Origin of the sequence: Allostigmatella hybrida, from assembly GCF_020103775.1 — a bacterium.
Taxonomy (GTDB): Bacteria; Myxococcota; Myxococcia; order Myxococcales; family Myxococcaceae; genus Hyalangium; species Hyalangium aurantiaca.
Genome location: NZ_JAHXBH010000007.1, coordinates 310984 through 332494, shown reverse-complemented (window position 1 = coordinate 332494; position 21511 = coordinate 310984). Strand labels below are relative to the sequence as shown.

Genomic DNA, 21511 nt, shown 5'->3' with positions numbered 1-21511 from the left:
GTCAGACCAGCACGCGCAGGTAACTCAACCGCCCCCGGATGACTTCGGCCACGGCCAGGAGCGCCCCCTCGGGCCCCACCACCCGGATGCGGCCGGGCAGGGGCAGAGCCTCCAGCGGCACGCCGTGGGAGACGCGCACGGCGGCCTCGGCGCTCACCCGCAGCTCGGGGAGGTGCGTCAGCGCCGCCGACAGGGGCAGCAGCTTGCGCGCCATCGCCTCCCGGTCCTGCGCCAGCGCGGGCAGCTCCGCCAGGGGCAGGGCCTGGGCCAGGACGAAGGGCCCACTGGCCGTGCGGCGCAGCGCCGTGAGGTGCGCCCCGCAGCCCAGCGCCCGGCCAATGTCATAGGCCAGGGTGCGCACGAAGAACCCCTTGGAGCAGCGCACCGAGAGCCGCAGCTGCGTGGCGGAGAAGTCCCGCAGGGTCAGCTCGTAGACCGTCACCTGGCGGCTGGCCCGCTCCACCTCTTCGCCCGCGCGCGCCAGCTCATAGAGCCGTTTGCCGGCCACCTTCACCGCCGAGTACATGGGCGGCACCTGCGCGAAGGTGCCCCGGAAGGAGGCCAGCGCGTTCTCCACCAGCGCGGCCGTCAGCGGGGGCACGGGCGCCTCGGCGACCACCTTGCCCTCGGCGTCCTGGGTATCCGTCTCCACCCCCAGGTGCACCGTGGCCTCGTAGGCCTTGTCCCCCTCGGTGACGAAGCCGGCCACCTTGGTGGCCTCCCCCAGGCAGATGGGCAGCACGCCCGTGGCCATGGGGTCCAGGGTACCGGTATGCCCCACCTTCTTGACCTTCAACAGCGTGCGCACCTGACGCACCACGTCGAAAGAAGTGGGACCCGAGGGCTTATCGACGACCAGGACTCCGTCCATGACGTGCCTATCCTCCCGGATGCCGGGCGCCGTGGCTACCAGCCTTCCTTCTGCTTCACCTCGCGCAGCAGGCGGTCGATCTTGTCGCCCTCGCCCACGGACTCATCGAAGGAGAAGAAAATCTCGGGGGACACCCGCAGGTTGACCGCGGAGGTCACCTCGCGGCGCACGAAGCCCTTGGCGGCCTCCAGCCCCTTCTGGGTCTCCTCGCGCTCCTTGTCGGTGCCCATCATCGAATAGAAGACGCGGGCCACGCGCAGGTCCGGGGACACCTTCACCCCGGTGATGGTGATGAAACCGATGCGTGGATCTCTCAGCTCGCCCCGGGTGAGCAGTTGGCCAATAGCGGCCTGGATTTCCTGGCCCACACGCTCCGGTCGGGAATGCGTCGTCATTTCTTCTCCCAATCCCGGGGGTTGCGCAGGGAGCGCGCGCGTGCCCGGGCTTCATCCAACGTCCGTGGCGCTCCCGCCGGTGGCGCGGGCTTGCTCGCGCCCTCCCGCCCATCGTGCCGCCGCTCCCAGTCGCCCAGGCCTTCCGCCTCGGCCATGGACCGCTCTCCCCGGTTCAAGCTGGCAATCAGCTCATCCGGGCTCAAGCCCTGCGGCTCTGCTTCTGTTTCCCCGCCGTCCTCTTCGTCCTCCGCCCCGGCCCCACGGGAGGACGGGGGCAAGGCCGCCACCTCGTGCGGGTAGAGCTGGTCGCCAAAGGCCATCATCTCCTTCTGCCGGGAGATGAGGGGGGCGACGTACATCTCCTCCACGAAGTGGATGATCTTCTCCATCTGCTCATCCACGTGGCGGCTCTCATTGCCCACCACCGCCAGCGCGATGGACGCCTTCTGCCAGAGGTCCTGGTCGTCTACCTCGGCGACGGCGACGTTGAACCGGGCCTTCACCCGGTCCGTGACCCGGCGGAGCACCTGGCGCTTCGCCTTGAGGGAGCCGCTCTCGGGAATTTGCAGCGTCAGACGCGCGACACACACGAACATGAAAAAACCCTCCGCCCGGCGGCGGCACAAGGCCAGCCGCCGGGGCCACCGGTGGACAGCTCCGAAGGCAACAACGAAGGGTTACGTCAGGCTCTGACGGGTCTCCTCGATCTCGTACGCCTCGATGATGTCGCCGGCCTTGAGATCATTGAAGTTCTCGATGCCGATACCGCACTCGAAGCCCTGAGCCACTTCCTTGACGTCGTCCTTGAAGCGCCGCAGGGACGCCATCTTCCCGGCGAACAGCTGCTTGTTCTCGCGCATGAGGCGCACGAACGAGCCGCGCTTGATGACGCCGTCGAGCACCGCCGCACCCGCGATGGTGCCCAGCTTCGGCACGTTGAACGTGTTGCGGACCTCGGCGCGGCCCAGCTTCCGCTCGGTGCGGATGGGCTCCAGGAGGTCTTCCATCGACAAGCGCACCCCGTCGATGAGCTCGTAGATGATGCTGAAGCTGCGCAGATCCACGCCCTCGGCCTTGGCGGCGGACTCCGCGCCCGACTCCGGCTTGACGTTGAAGCCGAGCACCACGCCCTTCGAGGCGGCCGCACGCATGACGTCCGACTCGGTGATGGCGCCCACGCCGGTGTCGATGACCTCCACCTTGACCTTGTGGGTGGTGAGCTTCTGCACCGCCTGCTTCACGGCCTCGGCCGAGCCCTGCACGTCCGCCTTGATGACGACGCGCAGCTCCTTCGGACCGCCGCCCGCCTTCGTCTTGGCGAAGAGCTGATCCAGCGTCTCGCGGCTGACCTTGCTGAGCTCCGTCTGGCGCGACTTCATGCCGCGGTGCTCGGCGATCTGCTTGGCCGCCTTCTCGTCCGCCACCACGTTGATGGTGTCGCCGGCGGTAGGGACACCGGACAGACCGATGACCTCCGCGCAGTAGCCGGGCAGCACTTCCTTCACCGACTCGCCGCGGCTGTTGTTCATGGCGCGCACGCGGCCGTAGTCCGTCCCGGTGACGACGGCATCGCCCAGCCGCAGCGTGCCCTCCTGCACCAGCACCGTGGCCACGGGGCCCCGGCCGCGGTCCAGCTTGGCCTCGATGATGGCGCCCACCGCCGGACGGCTGGGGTTGGACGTCAGCTCGAGCACCTCGGCCTGGAGGACGACGTTCTCCAAGAGCAGGTCGATGCCCATCTTCTGCTTGGCGGAGACGGGCACCATGATGGTGTCACCACCCCACTCCTCGGGCACCAGCTCGTGGTTGGCCAGGTCCTTCTTCACGCGGTCCGGGTTGGCGCCCGGCACGTCCATCTTGTTGAGGGCCACGACGATGGGCACCTCGGCGGCCTTGGCGTGCTTGATGGCCTCGATCGTCTGAGGCATCACGCCGTCGTCGGCGGCGACCACCAGGATGACGATGTCCGTCACGTTGGCGCCGCGGGCGCGCATGGACGTGAAGGCCTCGTGGCCCGGCGTGTCCAGGAAGGTGATGTCGCCGCGGGCCGTGGTGACGCTGTAGGCACCGATGTGCTGGGTGATGCCGCCGGCCTCACCCGAGGCCACGTTGGCCGCGCGGATGGCGTCCAGGAGGCTCGTCTTGCCGTGGTCGACGTGACCCATGACGGTGACCACCGGGGGACGCGTGCGCGCATCCTCGGGACGGGCCTCCACCTCGGGCAGGTAGTCCTCCACCTCGAAGCCCACGCGGTCCACCTTCCAGCCGTAGTCGCTGGCGATGATCTCCACCGTGTCCGCGTCGACCATCTGGTTGGCGGTCGCCATCTTCCCCAGACCCATCAGCTTCTTGATGATGTCCGAGTTGCGCACACCCATGCGCTGGCCCAGGTCGGACACGCTGATGCCCTCCTGGAGCTTGATGACCTTCTTGTCCTCGGCCATCTGGGTGATCTGCGTCTTGGCGCCCTTCTTCGTGGGCTTCTTCTTCTTGCCACGCAGGGGGATATTGACGCGGCCCCAGGCCAGGTCCGTCAGCTCCTGCTTGGAGATGGACGTGTCGTTCGGACCGCCCCTCTTGCGCGGCGTCTTGTCCTTGTTCTTCGAGACGTCGACGAGCTCGCGGCCCCGGCCGGCATGATCCGGAACGACCTTGAACTCACGCACCTCGCCGATGGCCTTCTTGCCGGGCGCCATCGGGTACTGCTTGGCCGAGGACGTGGTCGGCGTGACGCGGCGCACCTGGATGAGCGGGCGCGAGATGACGACGGCCTGAGTGGCCGTGGGGCGCAGCGCGCGGGCGTCCGGCGCGGTGGGCGCGTGCGGGATGCCGCCCACCATGGTGACGTTCTGGGGCTGACCCGAGGCCTGCGCACCCGGAGCCGAGGGCGAACCCGGCGCCGTGGAGACCGTGGGACGCACCGGGCCCTGGCTGCCAGGCCGGCTGCTGCTGTACGGCGGTCCTCCCGGACGCTGCCCAGGTCCTCCCGGACGGCCGCCGTGCGACGGTCCTCCCGGACGGCCTCCCGGTCCCGTGGGACGGCCTCCCTGATGGCCGCCAGGGCGGCCCGGCATACCGCCTCCCGGAGGAGGACGGGAAATCACAGTCGCCTGCGTGCCGGGCGTCCGGACAGAAGGCGCTACTGGATTGCGCGAAGGAGGGTTTGTGGGCAAGTGGGTCCTTTCCTGAACAGGGGAGCGAGGCTGAGCCGCCATGGGCGGCTGCACGGGGGCCGCAGGCGCCGCGGGCGGAGCCACGGGCGCAGCGGCCTTCGGAGCCTCGGCGGCAGGCTCCTGCGAGGCCACGGGCGCAGCGGCCTTGGGAGCCTCGGCAGCAGGCTCCTGCGAAGCCACGGGCGCGGCGGCCTTGGGAGCCTCGGCGGCAGGCTCCTGCGAGGCCACGGGCGTGGCGGCCTTGGGAGCCTCGGCAGCAGACTCCGGCGGGGCCACGGGCGCGGCGGCCCTGGGAGCCTCCGTCACGGGCTCCGGCGGCGCGGCAGGGGCCGTCTCGGCCACGGGCTCCGGGGCCGAGGCCTCGGTGCCGGGAGCCTCGTAGGCAGGCTCGGGAGGCAGCGAAGCAGCCTCGTGGGCGGCCTGCTGCTGCTCCTGAGAGGCGTCGTAAGCCCCCGAGCCCGTGGGGGGGCCGACCTTGCGGCGCACCACGAACCCCTTGGCCGTGACAGGCGCGGCGGCCTGCTTGGGCTTGCGCTTGTCCAAGATCTTCTGGACCGCAGCCGTCGCCTGATCGTCATCGAGAGAGGACGAATGGCTCTTGACGTCGTACCCAAGCCCCGCCAGCTCGGTGACGACCTCTTTGTTGTCGAGCTCAATGCCGTGGCCCTTGAGCTCTTTCGCGATTTCGTGAACGCGCTTCTTCGACATACGTTGCTTGGCCTTCTGCTCCGCCGACTCCGGGGCGCAGCACCCTAATCCAAAAATGTGTGTGAGTGGTCTTTAACACCCACTCCCCCACCCCACCCCTCAAGGCCCCGGAACAAGCTCCCACGCCTGCCCGAGCTTCGACGGGTCAACCTTGCCCGCCTTCCCACGAAAAGCACGCCCGAAGGCCTTTCGTTTGAGCGCTGCCGTTAGACATCCGGCACCGCAGAGGTAGGAGCCCCGGCCGGGCAACCGCCTCTCCTTGTCCACCACCACCTCGCCCGCTGGGTCCAAGGCGACCCGGGTCAACTCGGCCTGGGCCTTACGGCTCCCACAGCCAATACAACTGCGGATGGGCCCCTCAAAAAGCGAGCCCTGCGGAGGGCCGGAACGGGACTTCGAGCGCGTTCCCATCATCCGGCCCAGGAGTTTACGGCGACTTGGCGACTTCCGCGCTCCCGGACGCGGAGGGCGGAGGCAGGCCCCGCTCGGCGTTCAACTCCACGCGAAGCTTGGCTTCCTCCACCAGATAGTTCTCGGCCGCGCTCTTGAGCTGGCGCGCCTTCTTGATGCCCACGCCCGGCACGTCGCCGAGCTTCTGGAGGTCCTTCTCGTTGGCGATGTCTTCCACCGTCTTGTAACCGCTGACGATGAGCGCCTCGATGGTCTTCTCGCCCAGGCCCCGGACGCGCGCCATGCGCTCGGGCTGACTGAGCTCGTCCGGATGACGGCGGGCCTCGGCGATGCGCGCCGCCTCCCGCTCGTGGTCCATGCGGGAGAGCTCCGCCGCGTCGTCCACCATCTGCTTGCGCGCGGCCTCCTGCATGGCGGCCAGGCGCGTCGGGTCCAGGCCCGGAATCTGCGAGAGCACCTCGGGGCTCGCCTCGGCAACGTCCTTCGACTGGCGGAAGCCGTGGGCGTAGAGCGTCTCGATGAGCATCTCGTTGACGCCCGGCAGCGAGCCGAGCGAGCGGTTGGCGAACTCGCGCATCTCGCGCACGCGGCTCTCGCTGTTGATGTCCAGCTTCCAGCCCGTCAGCTGGGCCGCCAGGCGGACGTTCTGGCCGCGGCGCCCGATGGCCAGCGACAGCTGGTCATCCGGGACGATGAGCTCCATGGCGTGGTTGGCCTCGTCGATGATGACGCGGCTGACCTCGGCGGGCGCCAGCGCGGAGCACACGAAGCTGGCGGGGTCCTCGTCGAAGGGGACGATGTCGATCTTCTCGCCGCGCAGCTCCTGCACCACCGCCTGCACGCGGCTGCCCTTCATGCCCACGCACGCGCCCACGGGGTCCACGTCCGAGTCCCGGCTGCTCACGGCGATCTTCGCGCGGCCACCCGGCTCGCGCGCCGCCGCCTCGATGACGACGATGCCCTCGGCGATTTCCGGCACCTCCATCTCGAAGAGCTTCGTCAGCAGGTTCACCGACGCGCGGCTGAGGACGATCTGCGGGCCCTTGGACTCGCGCAGCACGTCCAGCACGTACGCCTGCACCCGGTCCCCGGGGCGGTACGTCTCGCGCGGCACCTGCTCGCGCACCGGCAGCACCGCCTCGGCGCGGCCCAGGTCCACGATGATGTTGCCGCGCTCGAACCGGCGGGCGATGCCCGTGACGATCTCGTTCTTGCGGTCCTTGTACTCGTTGAAGACGTTCTCGCGCTCGGCATCCCGCGTGCGCTGCAGGATGACCTGCTTGGCGGTCTGCGCCGCGATGCGGCCGAAGCCGCGCCGGAACGTCTTCAGCCGCAGGATGTCGCCGTACTGGTCGTCCTGGGCCTTGGCCTCGGCGGCGTCCTCATCCCGGTAGAAGATCTGGAAGACGAGCTCGTCGTCCTGCTCCACCTCCATCCCCTTCTTGTGCGCCTCGGCGATGGTGATCTGATTCACCGCCTGCACGGGGTCGACGATCTCCTCCACCACGGTGATGGCCTGGAACAGCTCGACCACGCCCTTGTCCACATCGTACTTGGCCTCGAGGTTGCGGTCCTGGCCGAAGTGCTTCTTGGCCGCGGTCTTCATCGCGTCCTCAAGGGTCGCGACGAGCACGCTCCGCTCGATGCCCTTGTCCTTGGCCACCTGGTCGAGGACGAGGTTCAGGTTGATGTTGGGGTTGGCTTGAGCAGGCATGATTCTCTCCTAAATGGTCCACGGGCCCGCCGAAACGGGCGCGCCCTGTATGTGGGACGGCTAGAACTCGAACTCCAGGTTCGCCTTGGCGATGTCCTTGAAGGGGATGCGGAAAGCGCCCGCCCCCTCCACCTCGACCGCGATCTCTTCTGCCGACACCTCGGTGAGGGTGCCAGAGAAGTTCTTGCGGGGCGGGTCGCCGATGGGGCCGAAGGTCTTCACCTTCACCTTCTGCCCCTTCACCCGCTCGTAGTGCGACGGCTTCCTCAACGGCCGGTTCACCCCGGGGCTGGAGACCTCCAGGCTGTACTCGTTGGGGACCAGATCCTCGACGTCCAGCGCTGGATCCACCGCGCGGGACACCTGGCTGCACTCGTCCAGCCCCACCCGGCCGCCCGGCTTGTCGATGAACAGGCGAAGCACCCACCCCTCACGCTCACGGACGAACTCGAGATCCACCAGTTCGAGCCCTTCGCCCGCAACGATGGGCTCCAGCAGGCTCAGCGCCCGGGCCTCCACCGTCTGCTTGAAGTTGCTTTCCGCCATACGCGTCCGGTCTACCTGGCTCCAAAAAAAGAAAAGCGGGCACGGCGGCCCACTTTTCGAAAAACGGCCATCGAAAAATGTCGGGCGGGTCCCCTACCACACGGCCTGACGGAGTGTAAAGGATGACGCGCCCACGTGCCGGGGAGAACAGAGCACCCAAGGACAATGATTCCCAAGGGTTCCATGCTTACCGGACACCTTCTATAAGGCCCCCATGCACCTCATCGCCGCCGCTCAAATGGTGTCGACCGCAGACAAGGCTCACAACCTGGAGGTGGCCACCCGGCTCGTCCGGCAGGCCGCCCAGCTGGGCGCCCGCCTGGTCGGGCTCCCGGAGAACTTCAGCTGGATGGGCTCCGAGTCCGAGCGCGCCTCGGCCGCCGAGTCCCTGGAGGGCCCTACCCTCGGGCGCATGGCGGAGCTGGCGCGGGAGCTGCGCGTCACGGTGCTGGCGGGCTCCATCCTGGAGACCGGCGCCCCGGGTGGGCGCCTGTACAACACCAGCGTCCTCCTCGGCCCCCAGGGCGAGCGGCTCGCCGTCTACCGCAAGATGCACCTGTTCGACGTCGAGGTGGGCGATGGGGCCACCTACCACGAGTCCGCGGCGGTCGCCCCGGGCACGGAGGTGGTCGCGGCAACCACCGATGTGGGCAGGCTGGGGCTCTCGGTCTGCTACGACTTGCGCTTCCCGGAGCTGTACCGGCGCCTGTCCCGGGACGGGGCCACCCTCCTGGCCGTCCCCGCCGCCTTCACGCTGATGACGGGCAAGGACCACTGGGAGGTGCTGCTCCGGGCCCGCGCCATCGAAAACCAGTGCTACGTGCTCGCCCCCGCCCAGGGTGGGCGCCACTCCGACAAACGCATCACCTATGGCCATGCCATGGTGGTAGACCCCTGGGGGCTCGTGACGGCACGCGCCTCGGAGGGTGAAGGGCTGGCCCTGGCCCCGGTGGATGATGAATTGCAGCAGCGCATCCGCCGCAACCTCCCCTGCCTCGAACACCGCCGCCTACTGGACTAGCAAGGGCTTCCCCCGGCACGTGCGAGCGGGGATGAACCCCGGCTAGACTCCGGACCCGGAACCGCTCGTGAACGGACGCTGGACCTACATGCTCATGGCCCTTGCGCTCTCGGCCCTCCCCGCCGGCTGTAGCCCCGACGGGAAGCCGCAGGCGTCATCTCCCCCTCCTCCCCCCCTCCGGCCCCCCACGCCGCATGCGCACCTCAAGGAGGTGAAGGGGGATGTGAAGCTCAAGCGCGCCTCGGGCGACGAGTGGCTCGCGGCCCGCGAGGGGCTGCCCCTGTTCGAGAACGACAAGGTGAGCACCGCGGGCGGCGCCAGCGCGCACATCGTGTTCGTTCACGGCGGCTCGGTGAACCTGGCGGAGGATGCGCTCATCGGCATCGCCGAGACGCGGCCCCGGCCCGGCCAGGGGCGCGCCGACGTCACGGTGCGCAAGGGCAAGGTGGACGCCACCCTGGAGGCCCCCGCCACCCAGACGCTCTCCGTCTCCACGCCTTCGGCCACCATCCAGGCCGGCCGGGAGATCGTCTTCCAATGAAACCCGCACTCCTGCTCCTGGCCTATCTCTGTGCCACCCCCCCGGTGACCGAGGTGGTGGTGGGCGAGCGCGAATCGCTGTCCCAGCTCGCCGAACGTCTGCTGGGAGACCCCCTGGGCGCCAGCGAGCTGAAGGCCCTCAACGGGCTCACCTCCGATGCCGTTCCGGCGGGCACCGTGCTCAAGCTGCCGCCCGAGGCCGACCGCGCCAAGGCGCTCGGGGCGCTCACCGCCGCGCGCCAGGCCATGGCGCAGGCGGGCGCGGAGGCCTCGAAGCACGAGGAGGCCGCGGCGCGGCTCCGGGAGGCCGAGGCCCACTTCCAGACCGCCCAGTACCAGTCCGCGGCCCAGGCGGCCGATGGGGCCTGGCGGCTGGTGACGCCGGCCCTGGCGGGCCGCTCGTCCTTCCAGGTGTCGGTGGACGCGGAGGGCGCCACCACCGTCGCCGTCCAGACCGGTCCCGCCGTGCGCGTGACCGCCGAGAACGTCACCCAGCCGGTACACGCCGGCGAGGAGGTGCGCGTGGAGAAGGGCCAGCCGCCGCCCGCGCCCCGGCGCCCGCTGGCGGCCCCCACGCTGCGCAAGCCCGACGCGAACGCCCGGCTCAAGCTCGTGCCCGTGCGCGGAAAGCTTGGCCCGGTGACACTCTCGTGGACCGCCGTGCAGGGTGCCACCGGCTATGGGGTGGACGTACTCTCGGCACAGGGGACGCCCGTCCACCACGGCACGGTCTCACCGGCGCAGCTGCAGCTGGAGCTGCCGCCGCTGCCGGCAGGCCGTTACCGGTGGAGTGTCAGGGCCCTGAGCGAGGGCCAGAAGCCGGCCCCCGCGGCCGAGCGCCTGTTCGAGCTGGTCGAAGATGCGGTGAAGCTCCAGGTCGGAAGTCCCGCCTGGAAGTAGTCCCAAGGGGTTGACACCACGTGCGCCTGTTCAAAGCCATCCTCCTTCTGATGCTGGTCGCCAGCATCATCCCCACGGTGATGGTGGGCTGGCTGTCCGTGTCCCACACCCGGGAGCTGCTCGTGCGCGATGCGCAGGAGCTGGCCCAAGAGCGGGTCAAGCAGCTGCGGCTGAAGCTGGAAGATGTCCTGTCCGGCCCGGTGCAAGCCGTGGTGGGCCTGACAAACACCCCCTTCTTCGCGAAGTCTCCCGCCGAGCAGCAGGCGCTCATCGCCTCGGTGCTCACCCAGCGCCGCGACGTGCTGGCCATCACCGCCTTCTCCGCGCAGAAGGAGCGGCTGCCCGGGCTGCAGGCCTTCGCCGTCCATGAGCTGCCGCCCAGCGCGGTGGGCGAGCACGAGGCGCGCGCGCGCGCCCTGCTGGAGGGGCTCAACGGCCTGCGCTACGGCGAGGTGGCCCCCCAGGTCCAGGGCGCCCCGGTGATGACGCTGGCCATCTCCGTGGGCGAGCCCGTGAAGGGCTACATCGCCGCGGACGTGTCCCTCGCGGGGCTCCAGGAGATGCTCCAGCAGGAGCGCGTGGGCTCCAACGGCTTCTTCTATGTCGCCGACCGCCATGGGCGCGTCGTCGCGGGGGGCGCGGGGCTGAGCCCCGGCACGGACGTGTCCCAGCGCGGCCCGGTGAGCCACCTGCTGGAGCAAGTGGCGCACTCCCCGGACGCGGAGCACTTCCACGTGGGCAACTTCGGCCAGGGCACGGACGCCACGGTGTCCGCCTACAACCTGGTGCAGGACCTGGGCTGGACCATCTTCTCCGAGCAGCCCGTGGTGCAGGCCTACCGCCAGGTGAAGGTGATGGAGGACCGCATCCTGCTGGGGGTGGGCGGCGCCATGCTGGTGGCGGTGGCGCTGGCGTACATCTTCTCGCGCAACCTCACCCGGCCGCTGAAGAACTTCACCGCCAAGGCGCTGGAGCTGGCCAACGGCAACTTCGGCGCCGAGGTGAGCCTGCCCCAGAAGAACGAGCTGGGGGAGCTGGCGCAGACCTTCAACTACATGAGCAAGCAGCTCATGGCCTACGACATGGAGAACCGCCGCCTCTACGAGAGCCTGGAGCAGGGCTATCTGGAGACCATCGTCGCGCTGGCCAACTCCATCGACTCCAAGGACGCGTACACCCGCGGCCACAGCCAGCGCGTGGGCGACGTGGCGGTGGAGATCGGCAAGGAGCTGAGCCTGCCCGAGCGCCAGCTCAAGCAGCTGCAGTACGGCGGCATCCTCCACGACATCGGCAAGATTGGCATCGCCGAGTCCATCCTCTGCAAGCAGTCGCGGCTGACGGACGCGGAGATGGACATCATGCGCGAGCACCCAGGCATCGGCGACTCCATCATCGGCGCGGTGAGCTTCCTGACCGGGGTGCGCGCCTGCGTGCGCAACCACCACGAGCGCTGGGACGGCACCGGCTACCCGGACAAGCTCAAGGGCGAGGACATCCCCATGCTGGCGCGCATCGTCGCGTGCGCGGACACCTTCGATGCCTGCACCTCCACGCGGCCCTACCAGAAGGCCATGCCGCTGGAGCAGGCGGTGCAGATCCTCGACAAGCTCAGCGGGGCCCAGTTGGACCCCGCCGTGGTGGAGGCCCTGCGCCGGGTGCTGCAGAAGAAGGGCGTCCGCCTGGAGGGGCACCGCCAACCGGTGAAGCTCGCCTCCTGAGCGGTGTGCGTGCTCCCGCCCCGTGCCCGGGGGTGGTAAGCACGCACCAACGCCATTGTGGCGCGGAAAGGTGAACCGTTGAGCTTCTGGGATCGCATCAAACCCGCCCCCAAGCCCATCTCGGCCACGGATGTCCGGCTCTCGCCGGACGGGGCCCGGCTGACGCTGGTCTGGGACGATGGGACGAGTACCTCCGCCACCGCCCAGGTGCTGCGCCAGCAGTGCCCCTGCGCGGGGTGCGTGGATGAGTGGACGAACCAGCGCACGTTGGACCCGTCCCGCGTGCCCGCGGAGCTGCGCATCCAGCAGCTGCACCCGGTGGGCAACTACGCGCTCAGCCCCGTCTTCAGCGACGGCCACGCCACGGGCATCTACCCCTGGCCCCTGCTCCGGGACCTCACCCAGCCGGCGAGCTGAGCCCGGAAGCGGCCCATGAACGAACGCTACCCGCGCCGGAGATGAATTCCACGACGCTCGGCGCCGGGCTCGCTCCCAGGGCTGCGCCCTTCACGCCGAGCCCCTGCCGCTCCTGGAAGGGCTGGCCTCCCGCCCGGCTGAACAGGTGGCCCGGGAGGCTCCCGCCAACCTTGCCGGGCTACAAGCCGTGGAAGGGCACCTTCACCGGGGGCGCACCGGCCACGCTCGACGAGCGCCTCCAGAAACGCTGAGGCGGCTCACTTCACCAGGCGCAGGTGGCCCCGGCGCGGAGAGGGAGACGGGGGCTCGTCCCGAGGCTCCTCCCGAGGCTCCTCGGCCTGGGCCTTGGGCGCCTCGTCCGGCGCGGGCTCCGTCCGCTCGACGGGCACCTCGCGGAGGAACGTCCGCGCCCGGGGCTCCGCCTGCGGGGCCGGGGACGGGGTGGCCGCCTCGGGCATGGGGGCCTTGGACGTCACCATGGTCTGCTGGAGGAACTCCACGGGGATGTCATCCGGGTAGAGCCAGAACTCCTTCGTCACGTGGCTGGTGATGGCGAACAGCGCGGACCAGGGCACGGCCACCGTGAAGCGGCTCCCGGAGAAGCTGAGCGTGGAGCGCACGCCCCACTCGCCTACCGCCAGGTCCGGCGGATCGAAGCGGTAGGAGATGTTCAGGCGCAGGTGGGATTCGTTGCGCAGGTGCGTCGGCACGAGCACCCCGGGGCGGCGAGCGTCCAGGTGGACCATCACCAGCCCTTGCTCGAGTGCCGCCAGCAGCCGCTCTTTCTTGTCGGGAACCGTCTTGTCCATCCTGCTGTTCGCGGGGGATGCCCGGGCCCTAACGGCGGCGCACGGCGCGATCCATTTCCCGCTTTGTCTCCCGTTCCTTGATGTCCTGGCGCCGATCCTCGTGCGTCTTGCCCCGGCAGAGCCCCAGCTCCACCTTGGCCCGCCCGTTCTTGAAGTACAGCATAAGCGGGATGATGGAATAACCCCGCTCACGCACCTTCGCTGCCCATCGCTCGATTTCCTCCCGGTGCAGGAGCAGCTTGCGCCCCCGGGTGGGCTCATGCGTGAACACATTGGCGGGCTTGTAGGTGCCAATGTGGGCATTGAGCAGATACAGCTCGTTGCCCTTGGGCAGGGCATAGGCATCCGACAGGTTGGCCGTGCCGTCGCGCAGGGACTTCACCTCGCTGCCGAGCAGCTGCAGGCCCGCCTCGAGCTTCTCGTCCACCGAGTAGGCCGCGCGCGCCTTGCGGTTCTCGGTGATGATCCTCACCGCGGACGCGCCCCCTGCCCCTTTCGCCTTACCACCCGACATAAGTTGATGTTCCCCTAACCGCCCAGAGGCTGGTTGTCGATGAGCCGTGTCGCCCCACAGAAGGCGGCCACCAACAGACGCGCGGGCTGGCCGGGCCGGACAGAGGCCAGGGGGGTCAGCCGTTCCGCGTCGACCAGCTCCACGTAGTCCTCCCGGAGGTCCGCGGCCCGCAGCTCCTCGCGGACCGCCTCCAGCAGCGCCGGCACCTCCCCGGTACCCGCCCGGAACAGGGCCTGGGCCTTGCCCATCCCGCGCGAGATGGCGAGCGCCCGCTTGCGCTCGTCCGGCGAGAGGTAGGCATTGCGGGAACTCATCGCCAGGCCGTCCGGCTCGCGCACCGTGGGCATGCCGACGATGTCCACGCCCAAGTGCAGGTCCCGGTTCATGGCCCGGATGACCTGGAGCTGCTGGTAGTCCTTCTCCCCGAACAGCGCCACCTCGGGGCGGAAGAGGCACAGCAGCTGGGTGACGATGGTGGCCACGCCGCGGAAGTGCCCGGGGCGCCGCGCCCCACACAGCCCCTGGCTCACCTCCGTCACCTCCACATACGTCTCATACCCCGGCGGGTACATGACGGAGGGCTCGGGGGCAAAGACGGCGTCGACCCCGGCGCTGGCGCACCGCGCCAGGTCCCCCTCCCAGTCCCGCGGGTAGCGCGACAGGTCCTCCTTGGGACCGAACTGGGTGGGGTTGACGAAGATGGAGGTGGCAACCCCGTCTGCGCGGCGGCGCCCCTCGCGCATGAGCGAGAGGTGCCCGTCGTGCAGGTACCCCATGGTCGGAACGAGCGCGAGCGTGCGCCCGTCCCGGCGCAGGGCTGCCCCCCACGCCTTCACCTCCGCCACGGTACGAAGAACCAGGGGGGCCATGGGACTAGACGGGAACTCCGTAGACGGGGCCCACCTTCTCCGCGGGCTCGGCAAGCTCCAGCCCCGGGGCGGCCTTGCTGGGCACCAGCCGCAGCGTCTTCGAGTGGAAGGAGTGCTCCGCGTCCGGGAAGGCGCCCGCGCGAATCTCGGAGAAGAACGCGCCCGCCGCCTCGGTGATGGAGCCGTGCATGTTCGCGTAGCGCTTGACGAACTTGGGCTTGAAGTCCGGGTTCATCCCCAGGAGATCGTAACAGACGAGCACCTGGCCATCGCAGTGCACGCCCGCGCCAATACCGATGACGGGGATGCTCAGGCGCTGCGTTACCTGCTGGGCCAGCTCCGTGGGCACGCCCTCCAGCACCAGCGCGTAGGCCCCGGCGTGCTCCAGCGCGAGCGCGTCCTGAAGGATTTTCTCCGCGGCCTGCTCATCCTTGCCCTGCACCACGTAGCCGCCCATCTTGTGCACCGACTGGGGGGTGAGCCCCAGGTGCCCCATGACGGGGATGCTGGCGCGGGTGATGGCGGCCACCGCATCGGCGAACTCCGCGCCCCCCTCCAGCTTCACGCTGCCCACGCCACCCTCGGCCACGAGCCGGCCGGCGTTGCGCACCGCGCTCTCCACCGACGTCTGGTAGCTCATGAAGGGCAGGTCCCCCACGATGTGGGACCGCTTGGCGCCGCGGCTCACGGCGGCGCAGTGATAGACCATCTGGTCCATCGTCACGGGGAGCGTGGAGTCATGGCCCTGGAACACCATGCCCAGGGAGTCGCCCACCAGCAGGACGTCCGCGCCGGCCCGGTCCAGGATGTGTGCGAAGGTGGCGTCATAGGCGGTGACCATGCAGATCTTCTGGCCGCCCTGCTTCATGCGCTTCAGGGTATGGATGGTGACCTTGTCCTTCACGGTTCACCTCCTTGTGGGGTGAGGGTGTCAGGTGCTGCGGTGTCGGCCTTCGCCGTCCCTGAGGGATCCGCGAGGCTTCCACCCGCACTCTAACGCCCTTCCGGGGCCGCTGGGGGTTTCTCTCACCGCCACGCCCCCTGGGCACCGCCCTCCCGGCGCTACGCCCGCCTGCCTGGCGCCGCCTCGTGGTGGTGGATGCCGGGCAGGCGCGCGTTCTGGATGGACTGGACGAGCGCTTCCCGGTCTGTCTCGCTGTTCACGAAATCGATGTCCGAGGTATTCACCACGAGCAGCGGCGTCTCGGTGTAGTGCGAGAAGAACTCGTTGTAGGCGTGCACCAGCTCTTCCAGGTACCCGGCGTCGAACTTGCGCTCGAACTCCCGGCCGCGCTTCTTGATCCGGTGCAGCAGCACGTCCAGGCGGGCTTGCAGGTAGATGACCAGGTCCGGCTTGGTCACCCGGGGCCCCAGCGCCTCGAAGACCCGGTCATAGAGCGCCAGCTCCTGCGGGTCCAACGTGAGGCAGGCGAAGATGCGGTCCTTGGCGAACAGGTAGTCGCTGACCGTCACCGAGCTGAAGAGATCCTGCTGGAAGAGCTCCTGCTGCTGCCGGAAGCGCGACAGCAGGAAGAACGTCTGCGTCTGGAAGGCGTACTTCTGCCGGTCCGTGTAGAAGTGGGAGAGGAACGGGTTCTCCTCCACCACCTCCAGCACCCGGCGCGCGCGGAAGCGCTCGGCCAGGAGGTTGGAGAGGCTCGTCTTGCCCACGCCGATGGGCCCTTCGACGACGATGTAGCGGTTGTCCATCTGCGGCACCACAAAGCACGGGGCCGCTTTTCCAGCAACTTTCCTGGGTTCTTCGGGGCTGCGCTTGACGCTCCCGGGGCGTGTTCCGTAGGGTCCGCCGGCGATGCGCGGAAAGCAGCGGGCCAAGACGGTGGTGAACCTGGAAGCGCCGCGCAAGACCGCGCCGCTCCAGAAGGCACCGCCCCCGCCCCCCGGTGGGACGGACCCGCTCTACGGCGTGGTGCTGCTCAAGGTGGCGCTCGAGCTCAAGCGCCGCAAGGAGGGCACCGTGGAGGAGATCCTCCGCGGCGTGCTGGCCCGCATGCGCATCCCGGAAGCCGACTTCCAGGCCTTCCTGAAGCAGCAGGGCGGGCGGCTGAAGGACCTCGGCCTGGGCGAGGGGTAACGGCCCCGCTCAGGCGCCTTGGGCCACGGGCCCCAGGCCCCGCTCCAGCGCGGCGAACTCCTCGGGCGACAGCGTCTCCGCGCGGCGCATCGGATCGATGCCCGCCGTCTCCAGCGCCTTCACGTACTGCTCGGGCGTGGCCAGCGTCCGGTCGGACTTGAGCGAGTTGAGCAGCGTCTTGCGGCGGTGGGCGAAGGAGGCCTTCACCACGCGCGTGAAGCGCTCCTCGTCCACCACCGGGGCGAGCGGCGAGGCCCGCCGCGTGAGCCGCACCACCGCCGAGTCCACCTTGGGCGGCGGGTGGAACAGGTGGGACTCCAGCGTGAAGAGGTGCTCGATGCCGAAGTGGAGCCCCAGCAGCACGGAGAGCAGCCCGTAGTCCCGCGTGCCCGGCTTGGCGGCGAGGCGCTCCACCACTTCCTTCTGGAGGGTGAAGACGGCCCGGGACACCTTCGCGCGCTGGTCCAACACCTGGAAGAGGATGGAGCTCGTCAGGTGGTACGGGAGGTTGCCCACCACGGCCACCTGCGGCACCCCGGCCACCTGCGCGAAGTCCACGGTGGCCGCGTTGCCCGCCACCACGCGCACGCCGGGGATGGCCTCCTTCTCCAGCACGGAGACCATGTCCCGGTCGCGCTCCACGGCGGTGACCTGCGCCCCGGTGGCCGCCAGGAACCGCGTGAGGTGCCCCAGCCCGGGGCCCAGCTCCACCACGGGCTCGCCCGCGCGCAGCTCCAGCGCATCGGCGATGTCTTCGAGGGCCTGCGCGTCCCCGAGGAAGTTCTGCCCCCAGCTGTACTTCGCGTGCAGCCCGTGCCGCTTGAGAATGTCGCGCGGAGATTCCACGTGTTCCTTTCTTACATCCGCCACGCCGGATCGGCGGCGAGCCGGACATCGCCGCGAAGCCCGCGGCGCCACGCCTCATACCCTGCAACGGCGATCATCGCCCCATTGTCCGTGCACAACCGCACGGGCGGCAGGTAGAGCCGGAGCCCCCGCTCCTGGGCCCGCTCCTGGCACAGCGAGCGCAGCCGCGAGTTGGCCGCCACCCCGCCGCAAATCACCAGCCGCTGGAGCCCCAGCCGCCGCGCCGCGGCGACGAACTTCCGCGACAGCGCATCGGCCACCGCCTCCTGAAACGAGGCGCACAGGTCCGCGAGCGCCTGCCCCTCGGGCACGCCGTGCTTGCGCACATGGTTCAGCACGGAGGTCTTCAGCCCCGAGAAGGACACGTCCAGGGTGTCCTGCTGGGGCAGCGCCCGGGGGAAGTGGATGGCCTCCGGGTTGCCCTTCTGCGCGAGCTGGTCGATGGGCAGGCCCCCCGGGTACGGCAGCCCGAGGATGCGCGCCGTCTTGTCATAGGCCTCGCCCGCCGCGTCGTCGCGGGTACTGCCGACGAGCCGGTACCGCCCGTAGTCCTGAACCTCGTAGAAGCTGGTGTGCCCGCCGGAGACCACCAGCCCGAGAAACGGCGGCTCGGGCGCATCCTCCAGCAGCCGGATGGCCAGCAGGTGCCCCTCCAGGTGGTTGGCGCCCACGAACGGCTTGCCCGTGGCGAAGCTGAGCGACTTGGCCACCTGCACCCCCACCAGCAGGGCGCCGATGAGCCCCGGCCCCGAGGTGACGGAGATGAGGTCCACGTCGTCGAGCGTCTTGCCGGCCCGCGTCAGCGCCTCGTGCAGCACCGGCATGACCTGGACGATGTGGTTGCGGCTGGCGAGCTCGGGCACCACCCCACCCCACCGCCGGTGAATGTCCACCTGGGTGGAGACGACGTCCGAGAGCACACGGCGGCCGTCCTCCACGAGGGCGGCGGCGGTCTCATCACAGCTGGTTTCCAGTCCGAGTACGAGCAAGGCGGCGATCTCCCAGGCCCTCCAGGGCCCGAGCCCTCTGCCGCCTAGTTGCTCCCCAACTGCTTGAGGGCCAGGCGGACATCCGAGGCGAACTTCCCGGAGGGCTCCAGCGCAAGGTACTTCTTATACGCCTTCACCGCCTGCGCATTCTGGCTGGTGACCTGGAGCGCCATGCCCAGGGCGAACCACGCCCGGGAGTTGGTGTCCTTCTCCTTCACCACGTCCTGCAGCAGCCGGACCGCCTCGCGGTAGGCGGAATCGCTGGTGCTGCCCATGACCAGCGAGAAGCCCAGGCCCTCGCGGGCCTCGTCCGAGGACGGCTTGAGCCGCAGCGCCTTGCGGTATTTGCTCGAGGCTGCCTTGTAGCGCTCGTTCATGATGGCCGAGCGCGCCTGCTTGATGAAGTCCGAGTAGTCCCGCTCGGGATCCGCGGGCTTCGAGGCATCCTGGGGCGTGGGCTCGGCCGTGTCCTCTTCCTCGGCCGCCTCGGCCGCCTCGGCGGCCTGCGCCGGAGGCGTGGGCGGAGGGGGCGTGGTGCCAGGCGTAGGGGGCGCTTCCACCGGAGGCTTGGCCGCGAGGGCCGTGTCCGGTGAGGCAGCGCCCGCCTTCTCCTCGGGCTTCGGCGGCGCCTCGGCAGGCTTGGCCTGCGAGGACCCCTTGGCAGGAGGCGGCGCGGGAGACGGCTCGGCGGAGCCGCTGAGCCCCACCACCGCCGCAGCCACGGCGATCGCCACGATGCCCAGGCCAATGTAGAGCCCCGTGCGCTTGGGCTTCACGGCCTGGGAGAGCGCCTGCTCATCCACCCCACCGCTCTTCTCTCCGGAGGCCTTCTTCGGAGGTGACGCGCGAGGCGCCTCCTTCGCGGGAGCGTCCTTCTTGGGCGGCGCGGGGCGCGGCTCCGGGGCGGGCTTGAGGTCCAGCGTCGGCAGGGAGGCCGTGTCCTCTTTCGCCGCGGGCTTGGCGGGGGCCTTGGACTCGGACGCCTTGGACTCGGATGCCTTGGGCGGCTCGGACGGCTTGGTCTCGGGCGCCTTGGCGGTGGAGGGAGACGCCGCGGGGGCGCCGTGTCCCGGGTAGGGAGGCAGCGCCAGCTGCGGGGCCACTTCATCCACGCTGATCGGCTCGGCCACGGACTCTGGCTCCGGGGCGCTCACCAGCGTCACCTCGGACGAGGGCGGGGCCGGCGTGGGCGGCGGCACCGGAGGCACCGCGCTGGGCCCGATGGCGGCGCCCCCGAAGATGGGAGGACGGGACGCGGCGGCATCGGCCTCACTGGCGCCCACCGGAGGGACCGCCGGAGGCGGCTCCGGAGACGGCTGCGGGGCCGGGGCGGCGGCCTGCGGGGCCGGGCCGCTGGACGGAGGGGCACTCCGGCCCGAGGGGGACCACGAGGGGATGGGCGCCCAGGTGCTCGCCGAGCCCAGGCCATCGGTGTCCACGCGGCTCCAGTCGAGCAGCAGGCTGCGCCGCGCGTGCTCCTGGGCACGGTGCTCGGGAGGCGGCTCCACGAGGAACGCGGAAGACTCGCCCTTCGGCGCGGCGGCGCTGGGAGCGGACTCCGGCTCCATGGGCGCACCGGGCCGCTTGGGCTTCGGCTGGAAGACGACGACGTTGGCCGGCTGCGCCGCCGCGGCCGGAGGCGTGGCGGGAGCCACCGGAGGAACCACCGCGGGAATGCTGGGCGGCGGCGCGGGCACCTCGGCGGCCGCAGCGGCCACGGGCGGAAGGGGCACGGGGGTGGCGACCGGCGGCGGCGGCTGGGGCGGCGCGGCGGGCACGGGCGCCGCGGCCTGAGCCGGGGCCGGAGGGGCCACGGGCTCCGGGGCGGCGGGGGGCGTGGCCGGGGCCGCGGGCGCCGGCGGGGCCACCGCGTGCAGCCACGCCTCGATGCCCGGCTTGCCGCTCTGGACGGGCTCCTGCGAGATGTTGCCTAGCTCGCGGATCAGCCCCTCGAAGTAGAGCTTGCTGATGATGCCGAGGGCGGCCAGGTCCTCGAAGTCCGAGTCCTCCACCACGCGGCTCAAGGTGCGCTTGCCGTCGAAGAGGCGCAGCAGGCCGTTCACCTCGTCGGGGATCTCCGACAGGCGCTCGGCGAGCTGGTGGTAGTCGATCTCGAACACCGTCTCGAGCGGCGGCAGCTGCTCGAGCATGCGGCCCCACTCGTCCAGCCGGCGCATGCCCTCCATGAGCAGGCCCTGGGTGGAGACCTCGATGCGCTCGGGGCGGTCCAGCGGGGTGAACTGCACCTCGAACTGGCCCTCGAAGGTGTTCAACATCCGGTAGAACGCGTTCTCTCCCTTGAGGCGCCCGAGCTCCGCGTCGATGACGCGGCCCTCCTTGAAGTAGATGGCGCCGATGCGCTCGCCCTGGATGGAGATGGCGCCCGTCTTGCGGCCGATCTCGAACGTCTGGACGAGGTCCACCACGCCCATGTCGGCCAGGCTGCCGCTGAAGCCGCCCTTGGTCGTCTCCCGCTTTTCGATCCGCTCCTTCTCCGCCTTCTGGAGGATCATCCGGACGCGGGTGACGATCTCTTTGATGTAGATCGGCTTCGTCAGGTAGTCGTCGCCGCCCAGCTCCAGACCCCGGACCTTGAACTCGACCGACTTCTGGTTGGTGAGGAAGACGAAGGGGATGGACTTGAAGCGCTCGTCGGACTTGAGCGCCTTGCAGAGCTCGAAGCCGTCCATCTCGGGCATCTTCGTATCGGCGAGCACGAGATCCGGCGGGCTGATCTGAACCTTCTCCAGCGCGTCCTTGCCATGGATCGCGGTCGTGACGGAGAAGCCAGCCTTCTTCAGGCTGACCTCCATCACGCGAAGGCTCTTCGCGTCACCATCGACCAGGAGCAGGTGCTGCTTGGCCACGTTCGGTTGCCTTTCGCTGCCCACGGCTTCAGGTGAGCCGGGCGCCGAGGAGTGGCGTGATGATCACGCCCCCTCTCCAGGCATGTC

General features: G+C 69.9%; 21 protein-coding genes. 6 read left to right on the top strand and 15 right to left on the bottom strand.

The genetic code is table 11. The features are described from left to right. Nucleotide 1 precedes the first annotated feature (1 nt). The 7 genes from truB to KY661_RS15570 form a co-directional block, all read right to left on the bottom strand. Nucleotides 2-871 carry a tRNA pseudouridine(55) synthase TruB gene (gene truB / locus KY661_RS15600; protein WP_225410943.1) on the bottom strand — a complete coding sequence of 290 codons (870 nt, stop codon included), beginning with the start codon at nucleotides 869-871 and terminating at the stop codon, nucleotides 2-4. A 35-nt stretch (nucleotides 872-906) separates the two neighbouring features. Further along, a complete protein-coding gene (rbfA, locus tag KY661_RS15595; protein WP_075006849.1) occupies nucleotides 907-1266 on the bottom strand; it encodes a 30S ribosome-binding factor RbfA in 360 nt (119 codons plus the stop codon). Next, the gene (locus KY661_RS15590) at nucleotides 1263-1862 is read right to left on the bottom strand and encodes a DUF503 domain-containing protein (RefSeq protein WP_225410942.1); all 600 of its coding nucleotides are present in this window, start codon (nucleotides 1860-1862) and stop codon (nucleotides 1263-1265) included. Before KY661_RS15590 ends, rbfA begins: the two co-directional genes overlap by 4 nt. A gap of 81 nt (nucleotides 1863-1943) precedes the next feature. Next, nucleotides 1944-5147, bottom strand: coding sequence for a translation initiation factor IF-2 (gene infB, locus KY661_RS15585; protein WP_225410941.1), 3204 nt, complete (start codon nucleotides 5145-5147; stop codon nucleotides 1944-1946). Between the two features lie 99 nt (nucleotides 5148-5246). Further along, nucleotides 5247-5558 carry a YlxR family protein gene (locus KY661_RS15580; protein WP_075007047.1) on the bottom strand — a complete coding sequence of 104 codons (312 nt, stop codon included), beginning with the start codon at nucleotides 5556-5558 and terminating at the stop codon, nucleotides 5247-5249. A gap of 16 nt (nucleotides 5559-5574) precedes the next feature. Continuing rightward, the gene (nusA, locus tag KY661_RS15575; RefSeq protein ID WP_075006852.1) at nucleotides 5575-7272 is read right to left on the bottom strand and encodes a transcription termination factor NusA; all 1698 of its coding nucleotides are present in this window, start codon (nucleotides 7270-7272) and stop codon (nucleotides 5575-5577) included. A gap of 60 nt (nucleotides 7273-7332) precedes the next feature. After that, nucleotides 7333-7818 carry a ribosome maturation factor RimP gene (locus KY661_RS15570; RefSeq protein ID WP_225410940.1) on the bottom strand — a complete coding sequence of 162 codons (486 nt, stop codon included), beginning with the start codon at nucleotides 7816-7818 and terminating at the stop codon, nucleotides 7333-7335. 214 nt (nucleotides 7819-8032) lie between these two features. On the opposite strand from KY661_RS15570, the gene KY661_RS15565 reads away from it, so the two are divergent. The 5 genes from KY661_RS15565 to KY661_RS15545 all read left to right on the top strand — a co-directional run bounded on the left by KY661_RS15565 (nucleotide 8033) and on the right by KY661_RS15545 (nucleotide 12414). Continuing rightward, complete coding sequence (locus KY661_RS15565) at nucleotides 8033-8839, top strand: carbon-nitrogen hydrolase family protein (RefSeq protein ID WP_225410939.1); 807 nt, start codon at nucleotides 8033-8035, stop codon at nucleotides 8837-8839. A gap of 67 nt (nucleotides 8840-8906) precedes the next feature. Then, nucleotides 8907-9380: a FecR domain-containing protein gene (locus KY661_RS15560; RefSeq protein ID WP_225410938.1), complete on the top strand. Its 474-nt coding sequence runs from the start codon at nucleotides 8907-8909 to the stop codon at nucleotides 9378-9380. Next, on the top strand, nucleotides 9377-10279 hold the full coding sequence (locus KY661_RS15555) for a LysM peptidoglycan-binding domain-containing protein (RefSeq protein WP_225410937.1): 903 nt from the start codon (nucleotides 9377-9379) through the stop codon (nucleotides 10277-10279). Before KY661_RS15560 ends, KY661_RS15555 begins: the two co-directional genes overlap by 4 nt. Nucleotides 10280-10299: 20 nt before the next feature. Further along, nucleotides 10300-11997, top strand: coding sequence for an HD domain-containing phosphohydrolase (locus KY661_RS15550; RefSeq protein WP_225410936.1), 1698 nt, complete (start codon nucleotides 10300-10302; stop codon nucleotides 11995-11997). A gap of 78 nt (nucleotides 11998-12075) precedes the next feature. After that, a complete protein-coding gene (locus KY661_RS15545; RefSeq protein ID WP_075006858.1) occupies nucleotides 12076-12414 on the top strand; it encodes a DUF971 domain-containing protein in 339 nt (112 codons plus the stop codon). Nucleotides 12415-12671: 257 nt separating this feature from the next. Here KY661_RS15545 and KY661_RS15540 read toward each other — a convergent pair whose 3' ends face one another. The 5 genes from KY661_RS15540 to KY661_RS15520 all read right to left on the bottom strand — a co-directional run bounded on the left by KY661_RS15540 (nucleotide 12672) and on the right by KY661_RS15520 (nucleotide 16316). Further along, nucleotides 12672-13223 (bottom strand): ClpXP protease specificity-enhancing factor SspB, encoded by a 552-nt coding sequence (locus KY661_RS15540; protein ID WP_225410935.1) that lies wholly within the window; start codon nucleotides 13221-13223, stop codon nucleotides 12672-12674. Nucleotides 13224-13251: 28 nt separating this feature from the next. Next, complete coding sequence (gene smpB / locus KY661_RS15535; protein WP_075006861.1) at nucleotides 13252-13737, bottom strand: SsrA-binding protein SmpB; 486 nt, start codon at nucleotides 13735-13737, stop codon at nucleotides 13252-13254. Nucleotides 13738-13751: 14 nt separating this feature from the next. After that, nucleotides 13752-14606, bottom strand: a complete 855-nt coding sequence (panC, locus tag KY661_RS15530) for a pantoate--beta-alanine ligase (protein WP_225410934.1) — start codon at nucleotides 14604-14606, stop codon at nucleotides 13752-13754. Between the two features lie 4 nt (nucleotides 14607-14610). After that, nucleotides 14611-15510 (bottom strand): 3-methyl-2-oxobutanoate hydroxymethyltransferase, encoded by a 900-nt coding sequence (gene panB / locus KY661_RS15525; RefSeq protein ID WP_225410933.1) that lies wholly within the window; start codon nucleotides 15508-15510, stop codon nucleotides 14611-14613. A gap of 158 nt (nucleotides 15511-15668) precedes the next feature. After that, a complete protein-coding gene (locus KY661_RS15520) occupies nucleotides 15669-16316 on the bottom strand; it encodes a deoxynucleoside kinase (protein ID WP_075007048.1) in 648 nt (215 codons plus the stop codon). A 103-nt stretch (nucleotides 16317-16419) separates the two neighbouring features. Between KY661_RS15520 and KY661_RS15515 the strand changes: the two genes are divergently transcribed. Then, nucleotides 16420-16701, top strand: a complete 282-nt coding sequence (locus tag KY661_RS15515) for a hypothetical protein (RefSeq protein WP_225410932.1) — start codon at nucleotides 16420-16422, stop codon at nucleotides 16699-16701. Nucleotides 16702-16710: 9 nt separating this feature from the next. Here the strand turns inward: KY661_RS15515 and rsmA are convergent, their stop codons facing one another. The 3 genes from rsmA to KY661_RS15500 are packed head-to-tail and all read right to left on the bottom strand — an operon-like array spanning nucleotide 16711 to nucleotide 21424. After that, nucleotides 16711-17547, bottom strand: a complete 837-nt coding sequence (gene rsmA, locus KY661_RS15510) for a 16S rRNA (adenine(1518)-N(6)/adenine(1519)-N(6))-dimethyltransferase RsmA (protein ID WP_225410931.1) — start codon at nucleotides 17545-17547, stop codon at nucleotides 16711-16713. A gap of 11 nt (nucleotides 17548-17558) precedes the next feature. Next, on the bottom strand, nucleotides 17559-18557 hold the full coding sequence (gene tsaD, locus KY661_RS15505) for a tRNA (adenosine(37)-N6)-threonylcarbamoyltransferase complex transferase subunit TsaD (RefSeq protein WP_075006866.1): 999 nt from the start codon (nucleotides 18555-18557) through the stop codon (nucleotides 17559-17561). A 44-nt stretch (nucleotides 18558-18601) separates the two neighbouring features. After that, on the bottom strand, nucleotides 18602-21424 hold the full coding sequence (locus KY661_RS15500; RefSeq protein WP_225410930.1) for a response regulator: 2823 nt from the start codon (nucleotides 21422-21424) through the stop codon (nucleotides 18602-18604). Between the last annotated feature and the right edge of the window lie 87 nt (nucleotides 21425-21511).

Coding starts and splice junctions, on each gene's coding strand:
- truB (WP_225410943.1), bottom strand. CDS start 871: ATGGACGGAGTCCTGGTCGTCGATAAGCCCTCGGGTCCCACTTCTTTC.
- rbfA (WP_075006849.1), bottom strand. CDS start 1,266: ATGACGACGCATTCCCGACCGGAGCGTGTGGGCCAGGAAATCCAGGCC.
- KY661_RS15590 (WP_225410942.1), bottom strand. CDS start 1,862: ATGTTCGTGTGTGTCGCGCGTCTGACGCTGCAAATTCCCGAGAGCGGC.
- infB (WP_225410941.1), bottom strand. CDS start 5,147: ATGTCGAAGAAGCGCGTTCACGAAATCGCGAAAGAGCTCAAGGGCCAC.
- KY661_RS15580 (WP_075007047.1), bottom strand. CDS start 5,558: ATGGGAACGCGCTCGAAGTCCCGTTCCGGCCCTCCGCAGGGCTCGCTT.
- nusA (WP_075006852.1), bottom strand. CDS start 7,272: ATGCCTGCTCAAGCCAACCCCAACATCAACCTGAACCTCGTCCTCGAC.
- KY661_RS15570 (WP_225410940.1), bottom strand. CDS start 7,818: ATGGCGGAAAGCAACTTCAAGCAGACGGTGGAGGCCCGGGCGCTGAGC.
- KY661_RS15565 (WP_225410939.1), top strand. CDS start 8,033: ATGCACCTCATCGCCGCCGCTCAAATGGTGTCGACCGCAGACAAGGCT.
- KY661_RS15555 (WP_225410937.1), top strand. CDS start 9,377: ATGAAACCCGCACTCCTGCTCCTGGCCTATCTCTGTGCCACCCCCCCG.
- KY661_RS15540 (WP_225410935.1), bottom strand. CDS start 13,223: ATGGACAAGACGGTTCCCGACAAGAAAGAGCGGCTGCTGGCGGCACTC.
- smpB (WP_075006861.1), bottom strand. CDS start 13,737: ATGTCGGGTGGTAAGGCGAAAGGGGCAGGGGGCGCGTCCGCGGTGAGG.
- panC (WP_225410934.1), bottom strand. CDS start 14,606: ATGGCCCCCCTGGTTCTTCGTACCGTGGCGGAGGTGAAGGCGTGGGGG.
- KY661_RS15520 (WP_075007048.1), bottom strand. CDS start 16,316: ATGGACAACCGCTACATCGTCGTCGAAGGGCCCATCGGCGTGGGCAAG.
- KY661_RS15515 (WP_225410932.1), top strand. CDS start 16,420: ATGCGCGGAAAGCAGCGGGCCAAGACGGTGGTGAACCTGGAAGCGCCG.